The organism is Pseudarthrobacter scleromae (genome assembly GCF_014644515.1).
GTDB classification, from domain to species: Bacteria; Actinomycetota; Actinomycetes; order Actinomycetales; family Micrococcaceae; genus Arthrobacter; species Arthrobacter scleromae.
The window spans coordinates 205,583-229,189 of record NZ_BMKV01000004.1; the positions used below are offsets into that span (position 1 = coordinate 205,583).

Here is a 23,607-nt window from a genome sequence, read left to right on the forward strand (position 1 = left end):
GTACGGGCACTGCTAAGGTCAGGCTACCGGCTGGCGCACCTTCACGCCGCACTGATGACAGCGCGTGGAAGCTGCGGGCATGGCGCTGCGGTACTGACGCAGGTGCAGCCCCAAATCCGGCAAGACATGACCCTCGGCCCAGGCGTACGATCCGTGGTCTTCGTGATTGCCGCTCCCTGGTGGTTAGCCACCCAACGCCAGTTGCGACCCTCACAGCGTACCAAAACCGGGGGCCGCTGCGCGGGTAGGCTATGAGGCGTGAGTGAAGAGCAGCTGAAGCAATCGTACGTAGTAACCCTGTCCTGCCCGGACCGCCCGGGAATCGTCCACGCGGTGGCCGGCGCCCTGTTGGTGGCGGGATGCAATATTACGGATTCGCAGCAGTACGGCAGCCCCGCCACCGGCAACTTCTTTATGCGGGTGGAGGTGACCACGGCGGCCCCCGCGTCAGAGCTCCGGGCAGCCTTGGAGCCGGTCGCCGAGGCCTTTGGCATGCAGTGGAGCCTGAACGCGGTGGGACAGAAGGTCCGCACCCTGGTGATGGCCAGCACCTCCGCCCACTGCCTGAACGACCTGCTCTTCCAGCAGCGGTCCGGGACGCTCCCCATCGAGATACCGGCCATCGTCTCCAACCACCAGGACCTGGCCGGGCTGGCCGAGTTCTACGGCATCCCGTTCCACCACATCCCGGTCACCAAGGACACCAAGGACACCAAGGTCCAGGCTGAGGACAAGCTCCGTGCCCTCATCGCCGAGCACGACATCGAGCTGACCGTCCTGGCCCGCTACATGCAGATCCTTTCCGACGAGCTCTGCACCGAACTCACCGGCAAGGCCATTAATATCCACCACTCGTTCCTGCCCTCCTTCAAGGGCGCCAAGCCGTACCACCAGGCCCATGCGCGCGGCGTGAAGCTGATCGGTGCCACAGCGCACTACGTGACGGCGGCACTGGACGAGGGCCCCATCATCGAGCAGGAAGTCATCCGCGTGGACCACGCCCGCACCCCGGAGCAGTTCGTCCAGATGGGCCGGGACGTGGAGGGCCGCACACTGGTCCAGGCCGTCCAGTGGCACGCGGAGCACCGGGTGCTGCTGGACGGAAACCGGACTGTGGTCTTTAACTGACGGGTATGTACACCGCGGGGAGGCGGGCCGGACCTTAGGTCCGGTCTTCCTGCCGGTCCCTGCCCATGTAGCCGCCGGTGAAGCCTCCCGCAATCAGCACCACTGCCCCGAGCCGCGCGAGCCCGACACCCAGCCGGCGCCTGCCCCGCCGCCGTGCAGCCCAGGACCCGGCAAAGATCAGCACCGCTGACGCGTTCAAGCCGGCATGCACCACGCCAATCCGCTGCGTTTTCCTGTCGGCAAGAGCCCACTCCGCCCATCCGCTCAGCGCCGTGGGCACCGCGGAGAGCACACCGAGTCCAACAAGGCGGGTGGCCGCCCGCTGCGTGCCGGCATCCGGGTACAGATCGAGGAAGACGGCCATGAACCAGGCCCCGAAGGGAACGTCGGTGAGGACAGGGTGCAGCGGTATGCCGGTGGCCTGGCCGTGCAGCACGTTCCGGAGGCGCTCATTCCGCACGAGCCGTCCGGCCAGCGGCCTGGCCGCATCAACAGGTATGTCGAGGGCCTTGAGCCGCTCAATGCTTCCCATGAGCTGGCGGAACCGACTGGTTTTGCCGCGCCCGGCCGTCCGCAGGTGCAGGCCCGGAATACCCGCTTGCCGTAGTTCCATGGGGCCCATCGTAGCCATCGGGACCTGCCCCGTCATCAGGCCCAAGGTCCCCCCGGGGAGCGGACATCCGGACGCCGGTGCGCGCGGTGTCCTAGGCTTGGCCCATGGCTCCTCTGTATCCTTTCGCCGGGACCACCCCGGCCGTCCACGACTCCGTTTTTGTTGCCCCGACGGCGTCGATCATCGGCAACGCCACCCTCGCCCGGGATTCAAGCGCCTTCTACGGCGTCTCCGTCCGGGCCGATACCGCTGCCATCTCCGTGGGTGAAGGCAGCAACCTGCAGGACAACGTGGTGCTGCACGCGGATCCCGGCTTCCCCTGCACGGTGGGCGAACGCGTCAGCGTGGGGCACGCCGCCGTCGTGCATGGCTGCACTGTGGAGGACGACTGCCTGATCGGGATGGGCGCCACCGTCCTCAACGGTGCGGTGATCGGCGCCGGCTCGCTGGTTGCGGCCGGCGCCGTGGTCCTGGAAGGCACGGTGGTGCCGCCCCGCTCGCTGGTGGCCGGAGTTCCGGGCAAGGTCCGCCGGGAACTCACCGAGGAGGAGTACGACGGCGTCCGGGCCAACGCCGCCCGCTACCGCGAACTGGCCGCCGCCCACCGCGACCTGCACGCCTCCTAGTCCAGGCTGATAGGCCCGATGGCATCCAGCAGTTCGCCCGGACCCGGGTTGCCCGGAGCGGAGGAACCGCCCAGGTGGTTCACCACGCCCCACACCGCGTTCAGCCCGGTGGTTACGGCGCCCTCGGCCCAGCCGGCGGTAAAGGAGACGTCGTCGCCGGCCAGGAAGATGCCCCGCTGTGATTCGGGCAGTGCATCCTGTTTGAAGTGCGTGAAGAGCCGCTGCTGGTAGCGGTAGTGCCCCGGCAGGTTGGCCTTGAAGGCGCCCATGAAGTTGGGGTCGGCCTCCCAGGACACCGTGATGGGCTGGCCCACGATGTGGCTGGCGATGTCCACTCCCGGGTAGATCTGTTCCAGCGAGTGCAGCATCAGCTCCACCCGTTCGTCGGCATCCAACGCCAGCCACTTGAGCGCGTCATCGTTCCAGGTGTAGGAGAGCAGGATGACGGCGGGCTGGTCCGGCCCGTTGTCCAGCAGGTAGGTGGCACGGTTGAGCCGGTCCGTCAGCGTCATGGAGAGCACCTCGTTGCCGGTGTCCGGATCGATGTCCTTCCAGAACGGCCGGTCCACCATCACGAAGGTCTTGGACGACTGCATGTAGTGCGAGCGCTCGATGGCGGTCCACAGCTCCGCGGGGAACAGCGCCTCTTCCGTGTGGATCCGGGTGGAGAGCAGCCAGGACTGGCAGGTGGTTACCACCGCGGGGTACCTGGCTTCGCGGCCCCAGCGTTCACGGATGCGCAGGTTGCCGTCGGGGTCGCGGCTGATCTTTCCCACGGCACCGCGGGGCGAACCGGAGTGCAGTGACGCCAGGGACGTTCCGTCCGGCCAGTGCACCATGCCCGACGGCGCGTGCCGCCAAAGTGCCTCGGGCAGCCGCTGCGCTCCCCCGCTGATGAGCCGGTGCTGGTCATCGGCGTCGGTGTACACCACGCGGAGGATCTCCAGGATAGAGTTCGGGAAGTCCGTATCCCAGCCGCCCGTGCCGAAGCCCACCTGGCCGAAGGCCTCCCGGTGCGCAAACCCTGCCTTCTTAAAGGAGTCGCTGGCCGCGATGAAGCCGTAGAAGGTCTGCTCGTCCATCAGGGGCAGCAGCTCGTTCCACAGTTCCTTGATCCGGGCGGTATCCCTGGACCGGATGGCATCCTGCATCTCGACGAACCTGGCGCCGTCATTCACAGCGGCCTTCCAGGCCTCCGCCACCTCCCGGAAGAACGGCGGGAGGTCCCCCGGCTTTTCCGCATAGTGCTTCTTGCCCGCCAGTTCGATCACGGTGCTGGACGTGGCCGGGGACAGCGGGTTGGGAAACTCCTGGGTGTCCAGGCCCAGCAGGTCGATGTAGTGGTAGAACGCCTTGCCGGATACAGGGAACCTCATGCCGCCGAGGTCGGCCACCACTCCGGGCGCCGCGGGAAACGCCGCCGTGCGGAGGCGTCCGCCGATCTGGTCCGCCTCATAGACAACCGGGCGCAGGCCCAGTTTCATGAGTTCGTAGGCCGTGACCAGGCCGGAGAGCCCTGCTCCGATGACGGCGACTTCCGTTCCCAGCAGTTCGGCCGGCACGGATCCCAGCCCGTCCGGGTGGGCCAGGTAGTGGTCGTAGCTGAAAGGGAAATCCGGGTTCAGCATGGTGATGGGACCGGCTGCGGCGCCGCCCGCGGTGGCAGGAGCAGCCGGGCCGGCGGAGGTGCTGGACGGGTCCGAGGCCGGCAGTTCGGTAGCGATGGTCATGAGATTTCTGCCTTCGTCGTTTCGGGGGCTTGTGTGGTTGGAAGTTGGCGACCGGACAACTCACGGTATTCCTCGTTGCTCATGGCAGCCACCCTGGAGTTCCGGCGTCCGTAGCCGAAATAGGCGGCCACGCCCACCAGCATCCAGACGGCGAACACCACCCATGTGTCAGCGCCCAGGTTGGCCATCAGGTAGGCGCACATCGCGGCCCCAAGGATGGGCGTGAGCGGGAAGAGCGGCACCCGGAAGGTCCGCTCCAGCTCCGGCCGGGTGCGGCGCAGGTAGATGACGGCCACGTTGACCAGGGCGAAAGCAAACAGGGTACCGATGCTGGTGGCGTCGGCGAGCGCGCCAAGGGGCACCAGCCCGGCAGTGAGCGCGACGGCGGCTCCCACCAGGAGCGTGCCGGCAACAGGGGTGCCGGTGCGGCGGGAAACGCGGCCGAAGATGCTGGGGATGAGGCCGTCGCGGGACATCGACATCAGGATACGCGTCTGGCCGTAGAGGACAATCAGCACGATGCTCGCAATCGCCAGCACTGCTCCGGCAGCGAAAACGAGCACAATCCACGGCTGGCCGGTGATCTCTTCGAGAATCCGGACCAGCGCGGCATCGGTTCCATCGAACCAGCCCCAAGGGCGGGCGCCGATCGCCGCTACTGCCACCAGGACGTAAATGGTCGTGACGATCAGCATGGACAGCATGATGGCACGCGGCAGGTCCCGCTTGGGATTGCGGGCCTCCTCCCCGGCAGTGGAGGCGGCGTCGAAGCCGATGTAGGAAAAGAAGACGGTGGAGGCGGCTGCCGAGACGCCGGCGGCACCCATCGGTAGCAAGGGCTCGAAGTTGCCCGCGTTGAAGGCGGTGAACGCCACGGCGCAGAAGAAGAGGAGGATGCCCACCTTGATGACGACAATCGTGGTGTTGATCCAAGCACTCTCCTTCGCTCCGCGGACCAGGAGGATGGTTGCCAGCACCACGATCACCATGGCCGGTATGTTGACCACACCGCCGGCGCCGGGGGGCTGTGACACCGCGTCCGGGAGGACGGAACCGAACACCGCCAGGGTCTCATTGACATACTGTCCCGCGCCCACCGCGACGGCGGCCACTGAGACGGCGTACTCCAGCACCAGGCACCAGCCGCAGATCCAGGCCATGCCTTCGCCCATGGTGGCGTAGGTGTAGGAGTAGCTGGAGCCGGCCGCAGGGACCATGCCGGCCATCTCCGCATAGGAAACGGCGGACAGCAGGGCGGCCAGGCCGGCGATGGTGAAGGAGATCCAGATGGCCGGTCCGGCCAGTGGAACGGACTCCCCCAGGATCACCAGGATTCCGGTCCCCAGCGTGGCGCCCACGGAGATCATGGTCAGCTGAAGGATACCGAAACTCCGGACCAGGCGGGGGCCGCCGCCGTTGTTTTCGGCCTCGCTGACCATCTGGGCGATCGGCTTGCGGCGCAAAAGTTGCGCGCCCAGGGCGGGACGGGCCTGGGGTCCGCCGGGGCCGCCCGTTGCCGGGCCGGTAAGTGTAGGCACAGTCATCGTTGACGTCCGTTCATGTCGTTGGCTGGTTGGTCTGGTTTTCCCCTCACCCAGCGTAGGTGTGTGAGCGGCATCTCACAGTGTGCAGAATGACCTATAGTGTTCATCCATGAGACGCAATGCACCAGTCAAGGACGGCACCCAGGATCAGCTCGACGCCGTCACGCTGGGGCAGTTCCTCGGTGCGCTTCCTCCGGAAGTTTCCGTGGTGAACGACGCCGGCGCCGCCGAGGTCCCCCTGCGCTGGGTGGAGCCCAGCGAGCTGGATGACCCCACCCCCTACCTGATGGACGGTGAATTCGTCCTGACGGCAGGCCTGCCCTTCCGCGGCGGCGGCAGCAGCGAGGCGAAGGCGGACGGATACGTCCGGCGGCTCGTGGCGGCCGGGGTCGCGGCCCTGGGCTTCGGCCTGGAGCCGTACTACGACGCCGTACCGGACCACCTGGTGCAGGCCTGCCGGCGGCACGGGCTCACGCTGGTGGAGGTTCCGGCCAGCGTTCCGTTCGCTGCGCTGGGGCTCGAGTTTTCCAAGCTTCTCGAATCCGGCAACGCACGGGTCTTCAGGCAGCTGGCGGAGACCAACCGCCACCTGATGCGGGCGGTCCTCTCCGCCCGTCCGGAACATGAACTGCTGGCGGCGCTGATCCAGCGCGTTCCAGTGTGGGCTGTGCTGGTGGGCTCGGACGGGAGGGTACGCGCCCGGGCGGGCGCCGCCGTCGGACTTTCCCAGCTCCAGCCGCTGCTGAAGAAGCTCCTCGGCGGCAGCGGCCCGCGCGTGGAAACGGAAACCCTGGAAGCAACCGGAGGGCCGGTGCTGGTGTTCGGCCACCCGCTGCGGAGCACCCGGGACGCCACCCTTGGAAGCCTGGTGCTTGGGACGGAGAAGCCCCTCACCCCGGCGCAGAACAACGTGGTTTCGTCGGTGGTGGGACTGCTGGAGTTGCTGGTCCGGCAGCGGACCAGCGGCTCCCTGGCCCCCAGCCAACTGGCCACAGCCCTGCTGCTGCGCCCGGAGAGCCTGTCCGGGGGCAATAGCCGCGAGCTGAACAGCCTCCAGGACCTGCTGGCCCAGAGCGTTTCCGGAACCAGGCCAGGACCGGTCCGGGTGGTGCAGGGCGTGCGCGCGGAACCATCCACCGCCATGGCCGATGGCCCGGTCCGGGAGCTGCTCCAGTGGCGCAGGTTCTTCGACACCAAGATGGTGGAGCTGACGGACTACGGTTTCGCGGCCGTGACCCGGCTCAAAGTGGATGAAACCCTGCTGGCAGAGGTGGAACAGCTGGGCTGGCGCCTGGTGGTGGGCGAACCCACTGAGCTGCCTGGGCTGGCCGCCGCCTACCGGCGCGCCAGCGCGCTGCGCCCCCGCGTGGCCACCGCCCGCGAGAGCCTCCGGGAGGAGGAGCTGACGTGGTCGGTCACCGGCCTGCTGGGAAGCGATGCCGGTGCGCTGCTGGCCGCACGGCTCCTGGCGCCGGTGCTGGAGCTGGACGCCGAGCGAAGGGCGTCACAGCTTCGTGTGCTCCGGTCCTGGCTGGGCGCGCACGGGAGCTGGGATGCAACCGCCAAGGACCTGGGACTGCACCGGAACAGCGTCCGCCGCCAGATCAACGGCGTGGCAGAGCTGCTGGGCATTGACCTGGGGCAGGCCCAGGCCCGGGCCGAGCTCTGGATTGCGCTTCAGTACGTGGATGACGCCGAGCCGGCGGACCCTGCCTAGGAGCCCCACAGTCGGTAGAGGTCAGGGCGGCGTTCTGCCAGGTACGGCACATTCTGCCGCTCACGGGCGGCGGCGCCCGGATCCACCTCCGCGAAGAGAAGCTGTGGTTCCCCGCCCGCCTCGGCCAGCAATCCGCCGTCGGGCCCGGCAACAACGCTGCGGCCCAGGAACCTGCAGCCGTCCTCTTCCCCGGAGTGGTTCGCGTAGGCAATCGTCAGCTGGCTCTCCAGCGCACGCGCCCGCAGCAGGACCTGGGGCACGTCGTCAAAGCCGTGCGCCAGGGCGGTGGGGACCAGCAGCAGTTCCGCGCCCCTGACCGCAGCGGCGCGGACGGACTCCGGAAACTCGACGTCGTAACAAATCACCAGGGAAGTGGGGATGCCGTTGAAGTCCACGACGGCGGGAGCCTCCCGGGCGGGGCTGAACGCCGCCCGCTCGTCATCGCCGAACAGGTGCACCTTGCCATAGCTGAGCAGGGAGGCACCGCTGGCGTCCAGGAGGGTCGCGCTGATCTGCCAGTCACCCTGCCCAATAACCCGCGGGAGACTGTAGACCAGCCCAATGCCATTGCTGCGCGCAATGCCCGCCAGCCGCTCCTCCAGTGCCGGCAGCAGGGAAGGATCCAGGCCGGAACGCACCCTGCGGGGAGCATAGCCCACGGGAAAAAGCTCGGGCGTCACCAGGACGGCCGCCCCGCGGGCTGCCGCGGTCCGGGCAGCAGCGGCGATTACGCGGCAGTTCGCCTCCACGTCAAGGACCACAGAGTTTTCCTGCAGGAGTGCCAGCAGCACTGCTACCACCTTCCCTCGTTGGAGCGGCCGCGGATTGGGCCTTCCTCCAGCCTAGCGAGGCCCCGTTCGCGCAATCGGGGCTGTTTGCACCCCTGCGGGCGGCTGCGGGGTCGGATTGTCCCGGCTCCCACATTCCGGACCGAAACCGCCCCTTGCGTTAACTTCTTGACTACAAGAGCCGGGATAGGGCAATCTTCTTAGCATGTCCGCAACCCCGCGCTCAACGAGGAGCAAGCAACAAAATCCGGGATCGCAGTCCGCGCTGCGCCAGCTGAACCAGCAACGGATCATCGAAACCCTGATGGGCGGACCGGCCACGCAGGCTGAACTCGCCCGGCAGACCGGCCTCTCCACCGCGACGGTCTCCAACATCGTCAAAATCATGCTGGACTCCGGCCTTGCCTCGGCAGAGCCAATCACCAGCTCCGGCCGCCGCGCATTGAACGTCAGGCTCAACAGCAACGGCGCGGTCGCAGTGGGAATCGACTTCGGGCGGCGCCACCTCCGGGTGGTGCTGGCCTCCCTCAGCTACCACGTCATCGCCGAGGAATCCGTGATGCTTCCGCTCGGCCACCAGGCCGAAGAAGGCATCCGGGCCGCCGTGGCCCTGCTGGAAAAACTGCTGCGGGAGAGCGGCATCGAGCGCAGCGCCGTGGTGGGCGCCGGCGTCGGAATTCCCGGCCCTATAGACCGGCGCACCGGAACCGTGGCCCAAGGTGCCATCCTCCCGGAGTGGGTGGGGATCAACATCCTCCAGCACCTCGAGGAGACGCTGCAGATCCCCGTGTTCGTTGATAATGACGCCAACCTGGGCGCCTGGTCCGAGGTCACGTGGGGACAGCATTCGGGGGTCAGCAACCTGATGTTCCTGAAGATCGGATCGGGCATCGGCGCGGGCCTGATCCTCAACGGGGCCCCCTACTACGGAAACGTCGGCATCACCGGCGAAATAGGCCATGCCACCATCCACGAGCAGGGCCTCGTGTGCCGCTGCGGCAACCGTGGATGCCTGGAGACCATTGCCTCCACCACCACCATGATCGAGCTCCTCAGCCGGGGCGAGGACAGGCCCCTGACGCCCGCGGATATCGTCAAGAAGGCCCTTAACCGGGACGCCGCGACGCTCCGGGTGGTGGACGACGCCGGGCTCTCAGTCGGCCGGGCACTGGGCAACGTCGCCAACCTGATCAACCCCGAAGTCATTGTGGTGGGAGGGCCGCTCGCGGGCCTTGGCGACATCCTGCTGGACCCCATCAGGCGCGGCCTGGTGAGGCACGCCGTCCCGGTGATCGGCGAAACCACAACCCTGGCCATGTCCTCCCTGGGCGACCGTGCCGAGGCCCTCGGGGCGGCCGCCTTGGTGTTCCAGCACGCCGGGATACGGAAAACCTAGACCGTTTCGTTACCCGCCGATTGCGTTAAAGACTTGACGACAATAGGCGTGATCCAGTTTACTTTTGGATCAGACGGCCCTGCGCTTTGCCGGCCGGACAAAGAAGTCATTGCATTGGAGGGTTAGGGTTCATGACGTCCCAGACCACGCAAACGGAACCGATCATCCTTGAGATGAGGTCCATCACCAAGGAATTCCCGGGCGTTAAAGCGTTGGATAACGTGAGCCTGCGGGTCAAAGCCGCGGAGATCCACGCCATCTGCGGCGAGAACGGTGCAGGCAAGTCCACCCTGATGAAGGTCCTTTCGGGCGTTTACCCGTACGGCAGCTACGACGGCGACATCGTCTACCAGGGCCAGGTGCAGCAGTTCAAGGACATCAGGGCCAGCGAACACGCCGGGATCGTGATCATCCACCAGGAACTGGCGCTCATCCCCGAGCTGTCCATCATGGAGAACATCTTCCTGGGCAACGAGCCCACCAAGCGCGGCGTCATCAACTGGGCCGAAGCCCGGCTGCGCTCCCTGGACCTGCTGGCCAGGGTGGGCCTGCGCGAGGACCCCGATACCCCCATCAAGGAAATCGGCGTCGGCAAGCAGCAGCTGGTGGAAATCGCCAAGGCGCTGAACAAGTCCGTGAAGATCCTCATCCTGGACGAGCCCACCGCCGCGCTGAACGAGTCTGATTCCCAGCACCTGCTGGACCTGATGCTCGGCCTTAAGGCCAAGGGCATCACGTCCATCATCATTTCCCACAAGCTGAACGAGATCGAGCAGATCGCCGATTCCATCACCATCATCCGTGACGGCAAGTCCATCGAAACGCTGAACGTCAAGGCTGACGGCGTGGACGAGGACCGGATCATCAAGGGCATGGTGGGGCGCACGCTGGAGTCCCGTTTTCCGGACCATACGCCCAACATCGGCGAGGTGTTCTTCGAAGTCAAGGACTGGACCGTGGGCCATCCCAACGTGGCGGACCGGCTGGTGTGCAAGGACTCGAGCTTCTTCGTCCGACGCGGGGAGATCGTCGGCTTCGCCGGGCTCATGGGCGCGGGACGCACCGAGCTGGCACGCTCGGTCTTCGGCCGCTCCTACGGCCGCTTCATCGACGGCCACATCTACAAAGACGGCAAGGAGATCACCCTCAAGTCAGTGCGCCAGGCCATCGACTCCGGTTTGGGATACGTCACCGAGGACCGCAAGTCCCTGGGACTGAACCTGCTCGATGACATCAAGACCACCACGGTGGCAGCGAACCTGCGGAAGATCAGCCACAACTCGGTGGTGGACCTGAACCAGGAATTCACTGTGGCGGAGCAGTACCGCAAGTCACTGCGCACGAAAACCCCGTCCGTGGAGGAAGGCGTGGCCAAGCTCTCCGGCGGCAACCAGCAGAAGGTGGTCCTCGCCAAGTGGATGTTCACCGACCCCGACCTGCTGATCCTGGACGAACCGACCCGCGGCATTGATGTTGGCGCCAAGTACGAGATCTACGGCATCATCCAGCAGCTTGCCAACCAGGGAAAGGGAGTCATTGTCATTTCCTCGGAACTCCCCGAGCTCCTGGGCCTGTCCGACCGCATCTACACGATTTTCGAAGGCGCCATCACAGGTGTCCTGAACAAAGACGAGGCCAGCCAGGAAAGCCTGATGAAACTGATGACCTCCGCCCGCAAAGCCGACGCCGCCTGACCCTCTGGATCATCCCAGAACCTTCCGGACACAAGGACTGACACCATGAACGCCCTCAAAAAGCTGTTTGGCGGAAACACCCGCCAATTCGGCATGATCTTCGCCCTGGTTGCACTGATCGTCTTCTTCCAGATCGCCACCGACGGCCGGACCCTCACCCCCGGCAACGTCATCAACCTCTTCAACGGCAACTCCTACATCCTGATCCTCGCCATCGGCATGGTCCTGGTGATCATCGCGGGGCACATTGACCTGTCCGTGGGCTCCATTGCAGCCTTCGTGGGGGTCACGGTTGCCCTGGCCATCCGGGACTGGGGCATCCCCTGGTATGCCGGAGTGCTTCTGGGCCTGGCGCTCGGAGCGCTGATCGGCGCCTGGCAGGGCTGGTGGGTGGCCTATGTGGGGATACCCGCCTTCATTGTGACCCTCGCCGGTATGCTGCTGTTCCGCGGCTTCAACCAGTTCGTCGGTAAGTCCAACACCATCCCCGTTCCGGCCGACTTCCAGTACCTCGGTTCCGGCTACCTCCCGGAAGTGGGACCCAACACAGGATTCAACAACCTGACCCTGCTGCTGGGCATCGCCGCCGCGGCATTCGTGGTGGTTGGCGAACTGCGGTCCCGTGCCCGGGCCAAGGCATTGGGCGCCGAGGTTCCGGAAATGTGGGTCACCGCGCTGAAGCTGGTCCTGATCTGCGGTGCCATCCTCTACGCCACGTACCTGTTCGCCACCGGCCGGCCCGGCACGTCGTTCCCGATTCCCGGCCTGATCCTCGCCGTCCTGGTGCTGATCTACGGCTTCATTTCCTCCCGCACCGTCCTGGGCCGCCACGTCTACGCAGTCGGCGGCAACCGCCACGCTGCCGAACTCTCCGGCGTCCAGTCCAAGAAGGTCAACTTCCTGGTCATGATGAACATGTCCATCCTGGCCGGCCTGGCCGGCATGATCTTCGTAGGACGCTCCACCGCATCGGGACCCTTTGACGGGGTCGGCTGGGAACTGGACGCCATCGCGGCCGTCTTCATCGGCGGCGCAGCAGTGACCGGCGGCGTAGGAACCGTCGTCGGCTCCATCATCGGCGGCCTGGTCATGGCTGTGCTGAACAACGGCCTCCAGCTCCTCGGCGTCGGCGCCGACCTCACGCAGATCATCAAGGGCCTGGTGCTCCTGATCGCCGTCGCCTTCGACGTCTACAACAAGAGCCAGGGCAAGAAGTCGATCATCGGCCTGCTCACCCAGAACTTCAACCGCAGGCAGGGGCCCTCCAACCCCAACCAGCCGGACGAGACCACCTCCACGAAGGAAGCGATCGCCAGGGAAGCCTGAGCCTTGCGGCCTGAATAGCGTTACACCACCACAAAGAAAGAGAACCAACAATGCGAATGATTGGTAAAGCAGGAAAGGCAGCAGCGGTCGCTGCCATCGCAGCACTGGCGCTGACGGGCTGCGGACGGTCTGAGACCTCCACAGGCGGCGGCACCGAGGGCGCCAGCGGCTTCGAGCAGGACTCCGCCATCGGCGTCGCGCTTCCGCAGAAGACCAGTGAAAACTGGGTCCTCGCGGAGAAGCTGTTCAACGAAGGCCTCACCGAGGCCGGGTTCAAGCCTGACGTACAGTTCGCCAACGGCGGCGTGTCCGAACAGCAGAACCAGATCAGCGCCATGGTCACCAAGGGCGCCAAGGTCATCATCGTGGGTGCCATCGACGGCTCCCAGCTGGGCACGCAGCTCAAGCAGGCGAAAGACTCCGGCGCAACGATCATCGCCTACGACCGCCTGCTGCTGAACACCGAGAACGTGGACTACTACGTGGCCTACGACAACTTCAAGGTGGGCGAACTCCAGGGCCAGGCCCTGCTGGAAGGACTCGAGGAGAAGAAGGGCGAGGGTCCCTACAACGTCGAACTCTTCGCAGGCTCCCCGGACGATGCCAACGCCAAGGTCTTCTTCGACGGCGCCATGAGCGTCCTGCAGCCGAAGATCGACGACGGCACGCTCAAGGTCCTCTCCGGCCAGACCAGCTTCGAGCAGGCTGTGACCCAGGGCTGGAAGGCTGAAAACGCCCAGCGCCGCGCAGACACCCTGCTCACCGGCAGCTACTCCAGCGAGTCCCTGGACGGCGTCCTGTCCCCGAACGACACCCTGGCCCGCGCAGTCCTGACCTCCGTCAAGGCAGCCGGCAAGGAGCTTCCGGTCGTCACCGGCCAGGACTCCGAGGTTGAGTCCGTGAAGTCCATCATGGCGGGCGAGCAGTACTCCACCATCAACAAGGACACCCGCAAGCTCGTTGAGCACGCCATCACCATGGTGAAGGATCTCCAGGCCGGCAACGAACTGGAAATCAACGACGAGAACTCCTACAACAACGGTGTGAAGACTGTTCCGGCCTACCTGCTGGAGCCGGTCATCGTCACCGCTGCGAACGTCAAGACCGCTTACGAAGGCGACCCGGTTCTCGAACCGATCACCAAGTAGCCATCTGCAAGCAGAACGCCCGGTCCCCCGTTGGGGGCCGGGCGTTCCTTGTGCCTGGCTGTCCTTCGATCTATTGCTTAACGGTGAGGATCCCCGGACCCGTGAAGTGCAGCGCGTGGTTCCGTACCGCCTGGGGCGTTGCGAATGCCTTGTAGTTGTATGCATCCGCAGGGTCCCAGCCGACGTCGGTGCTGAAGTCCCAGCCCGTCCAGTCCGGGGCCGGCTCCCCGTTGAACGCCGCCTCCGCCAGGGCCTCCGCGCGGTTCTGCTCGAAAGATGCCTGCGCCACGGCATGGAGGTCAGCCTCCTCACCGTTGAACCAGGACCCGATGTCCTTGAAGCGGTGTCCGTTGTAGCTGCTCACCATGATTGATTCGTCAGCCCCGGGTCCGGTGTAGTCGAAGGCGTTGCGCTCGGAGAAGATCCGCGACTCGTAGCCTGCACCCAGGAAGTAGCTGTTACCGCCCTGGCCCTCGCTGATCATGGGGTACTGCGGATGTTCTGTGCTGGCCACAAAGTAGTTGTTCAGCACATGCACCTGCCCGAACCGTACCCGCGGACCGCGCTGCTGGATGTTTTCGAGGTGGTTGCCGATGTAGCTGACGCGCAGTTTCCCGCCGTCCTTGCCCACGTGTTCGTCACCTGACCCGAGCAGCATGGTCTTGTCATGGTTGGCGAGCTTGCTGTTGGAGATGGTCACATAATCGGTGCCGTCCTTGAGGTCCAGGAGGCCGTCGTGCCGGTTTGCCGGCTTGCCGTCGGGTCCGATCGGCGCCTCGCTGTCAGGGAACCTCCCATCGGTCAGCCGGACGTGGTCTATCCACAGATGGTCAGAGGTAACGGAAGATACTGCATCGAACCTCGCGTTCCAGGCACCATCGCCGTCGTCAGGGGACCAGGTGCTGAAGAAGTCCACCGGTGCCTCGACGCTCAAGTTGCGCATCACCACGTTGGTGGCGCTGAGGATCACGATGTTGGCCCCAACGAGACCTGAATCAGCGCCGAGGCCAATCAGGGTGGTGTTGCTGGGCAGGCTTACTTCGATCTGCCGCTTCATGTTGTTGCTGCCGGTCTGCCGGAGCTGCCTCTGCTTCTTGCAGTACTCATAGGTTTGGTCGCTCCAGACCTTTCCCTCCGGTCCGAAGCAGGATATGTACTTGTGGATGTCGTACCCCGGCGCATAGTCCTGCTCCCCCAAGATGCGGCCATCGGGCGCCTGGTTGCCATCGATGGTCCCGTTGACAAAGATGATCTTAGGCGCCTTGGGATCGCCGTCGTTAGCCAGCGCAGCCTTGAGCCCGGCGAGTGTGCTGACTTCGTAGCGGCTTTCAGCGGGTGCCCCCGCACCGCCGTTGGTACCGCTGCCGACGGCGGCCCACCCCGTGGGTGCCGCGTCGTCCGCCCGGATAATGCCTCCTCCGGTCGGTGCCGGACTGGCGGGCGCCATACCCGCGGCTGCCGGGGCGGCTACCGCCAGCCCCGCTGCGAGCGCAAGTACGGAGGCGGAGGCGGTGACTCCTGCTCCGATGCGGAATCTGCTCGGGACGGCTGGGGTAGTGGGTCTGGTGTGTGTTGTGGACGTCATTGGCCTTTTTTCCGGCATGCCAAACAGACCACATGCCTAGGTGGGTGCGGATCATGGAAGGGTAGCTGCCGCGCAAGAAAACGGTTTCTAATGGCGGTTCTCTATTCATATGTCTCCCGCGACAATGCTGTCAAGGGTTTGTCACAACCGGCCGCCCGGCATTTTCAGGAGTTACCCGGCGCTCTTGCACTTACTGCAGGTCATAACCGAACCCTCGCCCACCTCAATGAGAGGATGGTCACCATGAGTGCTCCCATCGCCAAGCCGTGGCTGTCCAGCCAGTCCGACCAGGACCCCCGTTCCGCTACCGGTTCTCCCCTGCGTTGGGGGATCATCGCCACGGGCGGTATCGCCCGCTCGGTGTCGCAGGACCTGGCCCTGCTGGCGGACGCGGAGCTGTATGCCGTCAGTTCACGGGGCCAGGACACGGCGGATGCCTTTGCGGTGGCGTATGACTTCGCGAAGGCTTACGGTGACGACGGCGGCGTGCCCGGCTACCAGCGGCTGCTCGCGGACGAGCAGGTGGACGTCGTCTACGTGGCGACGCCCCATGCCCAGCACCATGAAATCGTCCTCGCCGCGCTCAACGCCGGCAAGCACGTCCTGTGTGAAAAGGCCTTCACCATTAACGCCCGGGAAGCGTCCGAGCTCATCGACGTTGCCAGGAGCCGCAACCTGTTCCTCATGGAAGCGGTGTGGAGCCGCTTCCTGCCGAGCATGCAGCGGGCGTTCGAGATTGCCGCGTCCGGCGAGCTCGGCGACATCCATTGGGTCACGGCAGACCTTGGCTTCCCGGCCCCCTACTCCCCTACCGCCAGGTTGTGGGCCAGGAAGGACGGCGGCGGCGCCCTGCTGGACCTATCGGTGTACCCCCTTTTGTGGGCGCTGGGCACGCTCGGCTTTCCGCAGACCGTGAGTGCCACCGGGTTCATCAATGACGACGGCGTGGACGCCCAAAACGCGCTGACGTTGGGATACAACCACGGGGCGCAGGTCCAGCTTACGTCCTCGCTGCTGGCGCATGGTCCCCGGACCGCCACAGTGGCCGGAAGCCTCGGCTTCCTTCAAAGCGTGGGCTCCATTAATAATCCCGGTGAACTGACGGTATCCACGGGCTGGGACTCCCGCAGGACCGAAGCCTTTGAATCAGTGGGCCGCGGATACGTGTACGAGCTGCGCGAAGTAACACGCTGCATCCAGCAGGGGCTAACGGAAAGCCCGGTGATGCCGCTGGAGGACACCCTGAATACAATGCGGCTCTTTGACGGCGTCCGTGCGCAGCTCGGTGTCAGCTATCCGAACGACCGGCACTGAGCTTCGCAACGGGAAGCTTCGCCCCAACGTCACGTATGACATATGACCAGTTCCGGGGCTCTATAATCCCTGAGATGTGAAGTTTTCAGTTTTGTCGAGTTGTTTGAGCAGACCCTAGACTTCCTGCAACATTCGGTCTTAGGCTGTAGCCATCGTCGAATGCATCAGTACTGGGGGTGGTACGCATGGCTGGTAGTCGCTCGCCGTGGCGTGCCCTCCGTCCTGTGTTCCTTGCAGGCGCCGCCACCCTCACCTGGCTGACCTTTTCGGCGCCAGCCGCTTCGGCAGACACGCTGCAGGATGCAACTTCCCTGTTGGGGGGCGTCACCAGTTCAGTATCTTCGGTGGCGGAAGAGCTGCCCCTTTCCGTAGCCAGTCTTGCTGATCCCGCACCCGCCACCTCGGCACCGGCGCCGGACTCGCCGACGGGGCTGCTCCAGCCCCTGACGGGAGAGGTTTCCGGGCTTGCGGACCAGATTGTTTCGTCGGTACCGGTCGTCAACAACGTTATCCCTCCGGGAACGGTGTCCGTCATAGCTGTTCCGATCGCCGAATCCGTGGACGTGGCGGTGGCGGAAGCAGTGGAAACTGTTATTCCACCTGTGACCGAAGTACTTCCGGTCCTCGAGCCGGCCCTGCAGCCCGTTGAAGACCTGGTATCCGCCGGGCCAGTGCTTCCGGAGCTCCCCGTGGCGGTCCCTGATGATGTGGTGCTGTCTGCAGCCGTGCCCGGCGCGGTACGGGCCCATGCTGCAACCAGCGTGGCTGTGGCGGCGGCACCTGCGGTGTCGGCTGAACTAGCTGCCACCGGCCATTTTGAGGGCCTGGGAACCGACACCCCCGCAGCGGGTCCGGTGGACGTAGCCACCACTTACGCGGCACTTCAAACTGCGGTTTTGGTACCCAATGTCAGCGAGGAGCAGCCGGGGGCGGCAGACCCATCGACCGCCCCTGCCCAGGCTCCTCCCGCCCCTGGTTCCGCCACGGGAAGCAGCACAACGTCGGCTGCCTCCGCCGGGGCGGCGGCATGGCTAAGCCCCTTCGACCTCAAGCTTCCTACCACCGGTGTTGTCCTTGCCGGTGAGTTCTCCGAGCATGCCCCCGCACCGGTGTCTTTCGACCCCGGTTCATCTCCTGACTAGTTGACGCCGCCTGCCATTGCGGCAGAAAACGGCCATCCGGGTTGCTGCTGAGCAGCCTGTACTCAACTTTTCAGGAGACATCACCATGAACTCGAACCTCCGCCGGGGAATGCTCGGCACCCTCTTTGCAGGCGGGCTCCTAGCCCTCAGTTGCACTGCGGCACATGCCGCGGACACCACCAGTGGATCGGACCTTTCCGCATTCGCCCTCATCTCGGCGGCGGCGTCCGTTGACTCGACATCGTTGGGCCAGCTGGGTGACCCAACGCCGTCCGTTTCAGCTGACGCTGCCGTCGCAGCCGACGTTGCGCTTGGAGACGCCACCGGCGCGACGACGGACGCCACCGGCCTCGCCGCGGCGGCCGTCGTTGTCGCCGATGCCACCATCGGCGGCACCGGCACCAGCGGCGACCTCGTCGACACCAACGTCAACCTCACCATCGGCGGCAACGAGTCCAGCACCGGAACCACCGGGGAATTCGTAAATGCCAACGCCGACCTCACCATCGGCGCCAACGGAGCCTCCGGCACAACCGGCGAACTCGTAGATGCCGACGTCGATGCCACCATCGGCGGCACCGGCACCAGCGGCGACCTCATAGATGCCAACATCGATGCCACCATCGGCGGCACCGGCACCAGCGGCGACCTCGCCGACGCCAACATCGATGCCACCATCGGCGGCACCGGCACCACCGGTGAACTCGCCGACGCCAACATCGATGCCACCATCGGCGGCACCGGCACCACCGGTGAACTCGCCGACGCCAACATCGACCTCACCATCGGCGCCAACGGAAACACCGGCACCACCGGCGAACTCGTGGATACCAAAGTTGACCTGACCATCGGCGGCATTGGCACCACCGGCAACGGGGAATTCATCGACGCCAACGTCGATGCCACGATCGGCGGAAACACCGGCACCACCGGTGAACTCGCCGACGCCAACATCGACCTCACCATCGGCGGCAACAGCACCACCGGCGGCAGCGGCGCGATTGTCGATGCCAACGTTGACCTCATCATCGGCGGCACCGGTACGACCGACGCCGAAAACCCGGGAACGGGAACACCGGGAACCGAGAACCCCGGCACCACTGACCCGGGTAACGGCACCACGGACGGCGTCGGCACCGTTGACCCAGGGGCCACGGATCCCGGCGCTGACAACGGCACCACTGGGACTACGGGCACCACGGGCAACGGAAGTGGCACTGGCGCATTGACCGACGGATTCTCCACAGCACCTGCCGCCGGTTCCACCGCAGTTGGCGGTGCCATTGCAGTGGACACCCGTGCAAGCAGCGGCACCGGCAGCTCCCCGGCCCAAGGGGCCACTGCTTTGGCCAACACGGGTGTGGATGCCTCCCTGGCGCCCCTCGCCCTCCTGCTTCTGGTGGCAGGACTCCTGATGCTTCGTAAGCGGAAGCTGTCGTAGCGCCGGCCACCTGCTGACAGTGCCTGCACCACGCGCCTGAAGCGGCTGCAACGGAGCGGGCTGAAGGAAAGGAGGTCCGGAAAACACCACATCAAGACCACGCACAACATGTATTCAGCACACATGTCCTTGTGAACGGTGGTCCGGCGGCGAAAGCACACCTTTGCCGCCGGACCACCGGTGTGCGGCAGCTCGGCGGCCCCGGGTGAATCGTCCGTTTACTCCACCGCCCGTATAATTTGAGGTACGACAGTGCCGCAGCGCACCGGGAGGAACGGGTCATGGTGGCGGAATCGCCTAGCTCCATCAAGAATGAAGTGGTCGGCGGACGTTACCGGTTGGGTGAGGTGATTGGCCGCGGCGGTATGTCGTCGGTCTACTGTGCCCGGGACGAAAATCTGGGCCGCGACGTGGCACTCAAGCTCTTCGCTCCCCAAGCCCCGGACGCCGATGAACTCAAGCGCCAGGAAGCGGAGATCCAGCTTCTGGCAACCCTGAACCACCCCGGCCTGGTGACGCTGTTCGACGCCGGGATCGATACCCGCATCCCTGACGAGCCAAGGCCCTTCCTGACCATGGAACTCGTGGAGGGACAGGACCTGCGTGCCCGGATCCGGCACAGCACCGTGCCGCTGGAGGAACTGGCAGTCATCGGGGCCGGCATCGCCGACGCCCTGGCGTACGTCCACGGCCTCGGCGTCATCCACCGTGACATCAAGCCCGGCAATATCCTGCTGGTCCAGATCCGCCCCGGTGAACCGCTGCGGCCCAAGCTCACGGACTTTGGCATCGCCCGGATCGTGGACGCAACCCGGTTGACCGCAACGGGAACCATGGTGGGCACAGCTGCCTACCTCAGTCCCGAGCAGGCGCTCGGCAAGCCACTCGGCCCCTCCACCGACATCTACTCGCTCGGCCTGGTGCTGCTCGAATGCATCAAAGGCACCGTGGAATACCCGGGCAGCGCGGTGGAATCTGCGGTGGCGCGCCTGCACCGCGCACCGGAAATCCCCGAGGACCTGCCCGCCGAATGGGCTGACCTCATCCGCTCCATGACCGCCATCGAACCACTCGAACGGCCCGCCGCCGCGGACATCGAAACGGCGTTGCGGCAGGCGTTGGTTTCACCAGCCTCCACGCCGGGTGAACTTGCCCCGGAGACCACCCGGGTGCTGCCCGCGATGCCCTTCCACCCGCCGTCCATCACCGCCGAGGAATCCGTAGATGAGCTGCGGGAAGCGGCAGGCCCGAATGCTTCCCTCGCTGTTGGGCAAGTTCCGGGAACCGCGCACGAAGCCCTGAACCAGGACCGGGCGAAGGACAGTAAGAAGCGGACAAAGCGGTTCTGGCTCGCGGCGGTCCTGGCCCTCGTGGTGGTGGCGGCCGCGGTGGCTGCAGCGCTGATGACCCTGTCAGCCCAGTCGCCGCCCGACGTCGTGCCTTACCCCACGGTGACCGGTGTCCTGGGCGAGCACCTCGAGGAACTCCAGAAGAGCGTGGAACCGTGAGGCTGAGCTTTGCCGCTGGACGCGCGTCCGTGCTCGCATGGTCCGGTGCCTTCGTGGCGGCCGCGCTGCTGAGCGGCTGCGCGGCTGCGGAGGCCGGCCTTGAGCGCGAGGCGGCACGGCAGCTGCAGGCACGAGTCCTCGAGGTGACACAGGCGTCGTCGGAGAACAACCCCGCCGCCGCACTGCGGGCGCTGGAGGGGCTTGAAGCCGAACTGGAGGCCGCCCAGTCTGAAGGCCAGATTTCCGAGGAACGACGCCGGAGCATCACCACGATCGCCACGGCCGTCCGGGCGGATCTCACCGAAGCGATAGCTGCGGCGGAGAAAGCGGCGGCGGACAAGGCGGCCGAAGAGGCACGGATCGCTGAGGAGCAGGCCGCGGCGGCCACTCCCCCGCCAGCCGTCGAGGTCCCGGTCCCCGCGCCAGCCCCTGCGCCAGCGCCGGAAGGTGAGAAGGACGACGACAAGAAGGACAACGAGGGCAAGGGCAAAGGCAACGACTGACGCCACATGCGGAAGGGAGCACCCCGTCATGACGACGGCGGCGCTCCCCTCCGGCGGTGGCATCACCGGGCGGCGCCAGAGTTAGCCAAAGGCGTCAGCCGGCTGTTGCGTCAGCGGCCGCGACCGCTCAGGATTGGGCCGGTGATGCCGGGAACCGCTCCCACACCCTGTGGGCTGCCAGCAGGGCCGTCAGCTCTGAGACCAGTGACTCGGCGTCGCCCGCGGACACGATGCCCGGGGTGTCCTTCGGGATGCCCGCTGCGGCCAGGGCTTCGGCGCCGGAATCCCAGGTACCGATTGCCTTTGCGTGCCGGTACGCTTCCGTGAGCAGCAGCACTGCCCGCGGGTCGGAGGCGCCGCCGGGAGCGCCGGCCTTGGCATCCAGTCCGGGCGCAGCATCGGGGGCAGGCAGGGCGGCCGCCGCAACGATGACGGCGTCGAACTCGGTGGAACGTGCGGTGAGGTAGGTCCGCTGGACGGGGACCCCGCCGTCGTTCTCGGGTCCAAGGAAGCCGCCCGCCGGGGCGATGACCAGCGGGACGATGCCTTCCGCATCCAGCGCCTTCCGAGCCGCGTTCACGGCTGCCAGGTCGCTGTCCGCGTCCGCAAGGATGCCCACAACCCTGCCGGCGACCGGCCAGGTCCCGCCCATCTGGGACAGCGCGGGGCTGGGCTCTGAGTCCGCTACCTGTTCTGTTGCCTCCGGTGCGGGAAGGCCCAGTCCCTTGGCGACGGCGGCACACAGTTCCGCGTCCACGTTGGCGAGGGCCGCGAGCTGGCGTTCGCGGATGGACTTCTCGTAGCACTTGCCCAGTTCGAACGTGTAGGCCTGGATGACGTGGTCCCGCTCCACTGGGCTGAGGCTGCGGAAGAAGAGCCGTGCCTGGCTGAAGTGGTCGTCAAAGGACGCCGGGTTCTTCCGCTCCTTGATGGATGCGGCCAGTTCCTCCGGCACGTCGATGAAGGCCCCCACATCCTGGCCGGCCAGGAACGGGCAGCCGCCGTCAAGCGAGTTGGGCCGGTAAGGGGCCGCTCCGCCATGGACCGCCTGCTGGTGCATGCCGTCGCGCAGCATGTCGTTTACCGGGGCCTGCGGGCGGTTGATGGGGATCTGGGCGAAGTTCGGCCCGCCCAGCCGGGAGATCTGGGTGTCCAGGTAGGAGAACAGCCGCACCTGCAGCAGGGGATCGTTCGTGACGTCGATGCCGGGCACCAGATGGCCGGGGTGGAAGGCCACCTGTTCTGTTTCGGCGAAGTAGTTGGTGGGGTTGGCGTTGAGAGTCATGATGCCGATGGGCTGGACGGGGGCCAGTTCCTCGGGGACGAACTTGGTGGGATCCAGCAGGTCGATGCCTTCGAACATCTGGTCCTCGGTGTCCGGAAAGGTCTGGACGCCGAGTTCCCACTCAGGGAAGGCGCCTGCCTCGATCGCGTCGGCCAGGTCCCGGCGGTGGAAGTCAGGATCCATGCCGTTGATGATCTGCGCTTCCTCCCACACCAGCGAGTGGACGCCCTGCTTCGGCTTCCAGTGGAACTTCACCAGGGTGGTCCTGCCCTCGGCGTTCACAAACCTGAACGTGTGCACGCCGAAGCCTTCCATGGTCCGGAACGAACGCGGGATGCCGCGGTCGGACATGTTCCACATGGTGTGGGCCTGCGCCTCGGTGTGCAGGGAAACGAAGTCCCAGAAGGTGTCATGGGCGCTCTGGGCCTGCGGGATCTCCCGGTCCGGGTGCGGCTTCGCGGCATGGACGATGTCCGGGAACTTGATGCCGTCCTGGATGAAGAAGACCGGGATGTTGTTGCCGACGAGGTCATACGTGCCCTCGTCCGTGTAGAACTTGGTGGAGAAGCCGCGGGTGTCGCGGACCGTGTCCGCGGAGCCGCGGGAGCCGAGCACGGTTGAGAAACGGACAAAGACGGGCGTCTCCACGTCCTTGGCCAGGAAGCCCGCACGGGTGATGTTGGACGCGGTCCCGTAGGAGCGGAACACACCGTGGGCTCCCGCCCCGCGGGCGTGAACCACACGCTCGGGAATGCGCTCATGGTCAAAGTGGGTGATCTTTTCGCGCAGGTGATGGTCCTGCAGCAGGATGGGTCCGCGGGAACCTGCCTTCAGCGAGTGGTCCGTATCGCCAAGGCGAAGCCCCTGCGCGGTGGTCAGGTACTGGCCGGACTGGGCACGGGCAGTAGCCGGCGCGCCGGTGGGGCTTCCCGTCGGCGACACAGCCTCAGGGGCCTGCTGGTCCGGCTTCGGAGGCAGCGGCTCGCGTGGGGTGGTAGGTTCCTGGAGGCTGGCAGGTTCGCTGGCGGGGACGCCGGGAATCTGGATGTTGCTGTCTTCTGGCACGATTTTTTCTCCTCAGGATCGGCAACGTCAGCAGTCTCGGCGCAAACCGAGATA

At 65.9% G+C, this 23,607-nt stretch carries 18 protein-coding genes and 1 riboswitch; of the genes, 12 read left to right on the plus strand and 6 right to left on the minus strand.

The annotated features are described in order from the left end of the window. Nucleotides 1-129: 129 nt before the first annotated feature. Nucleotides 130-215, minus strand: a riboswitch (ZMP/ZTP riboswitch). Nucleotides 216-258: 43 nt separating this feature from the next. Continuing rightward, the gene (purU, locus tag IEX33_RS11905) at nt 259-1,128 is read left to right on the plus strand and encodes a formyltetrahydrofolate deformylase (protein ID WP_188730418.1); all 870 of its coding nucleotides are present in this window, start codon (nt 259-261) and stop codon (nt 1,126-1,128) included. Nucleotides 1,129-1,162: 34 nt separating this feature from the next. Here the strand turns inward: purU and IEX33_RS11910 are convergent, their stop codons facing one another. Continuing rightward, nucleotides 1,163-1,741, minus strand: coding sequence for a DUF2231 domain-containing protein (locus IEX33_RS11910; protein ID WP_188730421.1), 579 nt, complete (start codon nt 1,739-1,741; stop codon nt 1,163-1,165). Between the two features lie 104 nt (nt 1,742-1,845). On the opposite strand from IEX33_RS11910, the gene IEX33_RS11915 reads away from it, so the two are divergent. Then, on the plus strand, nt 1,846-2,367 hold the full coding sequence (locus IEX33_RS11915) for a gamma carbonic anhydrase family protein (protein WP_188730423.1): 522 nt from the start codon (nt 1,846-1,848) through the stop codon (nt 2,365-2,367). On the opposite strand, the gene IEX33_RS11920 is transcribed toward IEX33_RS11915, so the two are convergent. Together IEX33_RS11920 and IEX33_RS11925 are read right to left on the minus strand one after the other, a co-directional pair. Next, the gene (locus tag IEX33_RS11920) at nt 2,364-4,097 is read right to left on the minus strand and encodes a flavin monoamine oxidase family protein (protein WP_188730425.1); all 1,734 of its coding nucleotides are present in this window, start codon (nt 4,095-4,097) and stop codon (nt 2,364-2,366) included. The two genes, IEX33_RS11915 and IEX33_RS11920, sit on opposite strands and share 4 nt — an antisense overlap. Next, nucleotides 4,094-5,641 carry an amino acid permease gene (locus tag IEX33_RS11925; RefSeq protein ID WP_188730427.1) on the minus strand — a complete coding sequence of 516 codons (1,548 nt, stop codon included), beginning with the start codon at nt 5,639-5,641 and terminating at the stop codon, nt 4,094-4,096. The genes IEX33_RS11920 and IEX33_RS11925 overlap by 4 nt, the downstream gene beginning before the upstream one ends. Before the next feature lie 109 nt (nt 5,642-5,750). Between IEX33_RS11925 and IEX33_RS11930 the strand changes: the two genes are divergently transcribed. Then, nucleotides 5,751-7,358 carry a PucR family transcriptional regulator gene (locus tag IEX33_RS11930; RefSeq protein ID WP_188730429.1) on the plus strand — a complete coding sequence of 536 codons (1,608 nt, stop codon included), beginning with the start codon at nt 5,751-5,753 and terminating at the stop codon, nt 7,356-7,358. Here the strand turns inward: IEX33_RS11930 and IEX33_RS11935 are convergent. Continuing rightward, the gene (locus tag IEX33_RS11935; protein ID WP_188730431.1) at nt 7,355-8,149 is read right to left on the minus strand and encodes a carbon-nitrogen hydrolase family protein; all 795 of its coding nucleotides are present in this window, start codon (nt 8,147-8,149) and stop codon (nt 7,355-7,357) included. The two genes, IEX33_RS11930 and IEX33_RS11935, sit on opposite strands and share 4 nt — an antisense overlap. Before the next feature lie 202 nt (nt 8,150-8,351). Here IEX33_RS11935 and IEX33_RS11940 point away from each other — a divergent pair, with 202 nt between their 5' ends. The 4 genes from IEX33_RS11940 (at nt 8,352) to IEX33_RS11955 (ending at nt 13,710) form a co-directional block, all read left to right on the plus strand. Then, nucleotides 8,352-9,542, plus strand: coding sequence for an ROK family transcriptional regulator (locus IEX33_RS11940; RefSeq protein WP_188730433.1), 1,191 nt, complete (start codon nt 8,352-8,354; stop codon nt 9,540-9,542). A gap of 131 nt (nt 9,543-9,673) precedes the next feature. Beyond that, a complete protein-coding gene (gene mmsA / locus IEX33_RS11945) occupies nt 9,674-11,236 on the plus strand; it encodes a multiple monosaccharide ABC transporter ATP-binding protein (RefSeq protein ID WP_188730435.1) in 1,563 nt (520 codons plus the stop codon). A gap of 45 nt (nt 11,237-11,281) precedes the next feature. Continuing rightward, the gene (gene mmsB / locus IEX33_RS11950) at nt 11,282-12,562 is read left to right on the plus strand and encodes a multiple monosaccharide ABC transporter permease (protein ID WP_104185429.1); all 1,281 of its coding nucleotides are present in this window, start codon (nt 11,282-11,284) and stop codon (nt 12,560-12,562) included. 50 nt (nt 12,563-12,612) lie between these two features. After that, the gene (locus tag IEX33_RS11955; protein ID WP_188730437.1) at nt 12,613-13,710 is read left to right on the plus strand and encodes a substrate-binding domain-containing protein; all 1,098 of its coding nucleotides are present in this window, start codon (nt 12,613-12,615) and stop codon (nt 13,708-13,710) included. 70 nt (nt 13,711-13,780) lie between these two features. On the opposite strand, the gene IEX33_RS11960 is transcribed toward IEX33_RS11955, so the two are convergent. After that, entirely contained in the window at nt 13,781-15,295 is a 1,515-nt protein-coding gene (locus IEX33_RS11960; protein ID WP_229675349.1) for a pectate lyase family protein, read from the minus strand. Between the two features lie 243 nt (nt 15,296-15,538). On the opposite strand from IEX33_RS11960, the gene IEX33_RS11965 reads away from it, so the two are divergent. From IEX33_RS11965 to IEX33_RS11985, 5 genes are all read left to right on the plus strand, one after another. After that, a complete protein-coding gene (locus tag IEX33_RS11965) occupies nt 15,539-16,609 on the plus strand; it encodes a Gfo/Idh/MocA family protein (RefSeq protein ID WP_188730439.1) in 1,071 nt (356 codons plus the stop codon). A 185-nt stretch (nt 16,610-16,794) separates the two neighbouring features. Continuing rightward, nucleotides 16,795-17,751: a hypothetical protein gene (locus IEX33_RS11970; protein ID WP_188730441.1), complete on the plus strand. Its 957-nt coding sequence runs from the start codon at nt 16,795-16,797 to the stop codon at nt 17,749-17,751. 85 nt (nt 17,752-17,836) lie between these two features. Beyond that, a complete protein-coding gene (locus tag IEX33_RS11975; protein ID WP_188730443.1) occupies nt 17,837-19,192 on the plus strand; it encodes a hypothetical protein in 1,356 nt (451 codons plus the stop codon). Nucleotides 19,193-19,473: 281 nt separating this feature from the next. Next, nucleotides 19,474-20,700 (plus strand): serine/threonine-protein kinase, encoded by a 1,227-nt coding sequence (locus tag IEX33_RS11980; RefSeq protein ID WP_188730445.1) that lies wholly within the window; start codon nt 19,474-19,476, stop codon nt 20,698-20,700. Next, a complete protein-coding gene (locus IEX33_RS11985; RefSeq protein ID WP_229675350.1) occupies nt 20,697-21,203 on the plus strand; it encodes a hypothetical protein in 507 nt (168 codons plus the stop codon). The genes IEX33_RS11980 and IEX33_RS11985 overlap by 4 nt, the downstream gene beginning before the upstream one ends. Nucleotides 21,204-21,330: 127 nt before the next feature. Here IEX33_RS11985 and IEX33_RS11990 read toward each other — a convergent pair whose 3' ends face one another. Further along, nucleotides 21,331-23,553, minus strand: a complete 2,223-nt coding sequence (locus IEX33_RS11990) for a catalase (protein ID WP_188730447.1) — start codon at nt 23,551-23,553, stop codon at nt 21,331-21,333. Nucleotides 23,554-23,607 lie beyond the last annotated feature (54 nt).

What these genes read in the sequence shown, in the direction of transcription:
- IEX33_RS11910 (WP_188730421.1), bottom strand. Translation starts at nt 1,741, where the DNA reads ATGGAACTACGGCAAGCGGGTATTCCGGGCCTGCACCTGCGGACGGCC.
- IEX33_RS11915 (WP_188730423.1), top strand. Translation starts at nt 1,846, where the DNA reads ATGGCTCCTCTGTATCCTTTCGCCGGGACCACCCCGGCCGTCCACGAC.
- IEX33_RS11920 (WP_188730425.1), bottom strand. Translation starts at nt 4,097, where the DNA reads ATGACCATCGCTACCGAACTGCCGGCCTCGGACCCGTCCAGCACCTCC.
- IEX33_RS11925 (WP_188730427.1), bottom strand. Translation starts at nt 5,641, where the DNA reads ATGACTGTGCCTACACTTACCGGCCCGGCAACGGGCGGCCCCGGCGGA.
- IEX33_RS11930 (WP_188730429.1), top strand. Translation starts at nt 5,751, where the DNA reads ATGAGACGCAATGCACCAGTCAAGGACGGCACCCAGGATCAGCTCGAC.
- IEX33_RS11940 (WP_188730433.1), top strand. Translation starts at nt 8,352, where the DNA reads ATGTCCGCAACCCCGCGCTCAACGAGGAGCAAGCAACAAAATCCGGGA.
- mmsA (WP_188730435.1), top strand. Translation starts at nt 9,674, where the DNA reads ATGACGTCCCAGACCACGCAAACGGAACCGATCATCCTTGAGATGAGG.
- mmsB (WP_104185429.1), top strand. Translation starts at nt 11,282, where the DNA reads ATGAACGCCCTCAAAAAGCTGTTTGGCGGAAACACCCGCCAATTCGGC.
- IEX33_RS11955 (WP_188730437.1), top strand. Translation starts at nt 12,613, where the DNA reads ATGCGAATGATTGGTAAAGCAGGAAAGGCAGCAGCGGTCGCTGCCATC.
- IEX33_RS11960 (WP_229675349.1), bottom strand. Translation starts at nt 15,295, where the DNA reads ATGACGTCCACAACACACACCAGACCCACTACCCCAGCCGTCCCGAGC.
- IEX33_RS11965 (WP_188730439.1), top strand. Translation starts at nt 15,539, where the DNA reads ATGAGTGCTCCCATCGCCAAGCCGTGGCTGTCCAGCCAGTCCGACCAG.
- IEX33_RS11970 (WP_188730441.1), top strand. Translation starts at nt 16,795, where the DNA reads ATGGCTGGTAGTCGCTCGCCGTGGCGTGCCCTCCGTCCTGTGTTCCTT.
- IEX33_RS11975 (WP_188730443.1), top strand. Translation starts at nt 17,837, where the DNA reads ATGAACTCGAACCTCCGCCGGGGAATGCTCGGCACCCTCTTTGCAGGC.
- IEX33_RS11980 (WP_188730445.1), top strand. Translation starts at nt 19,474, where the DNA reads ATGGTGGCGGAATCGCCTAGCTCCATCAAGAATGAAGTGGTCGGCGGA.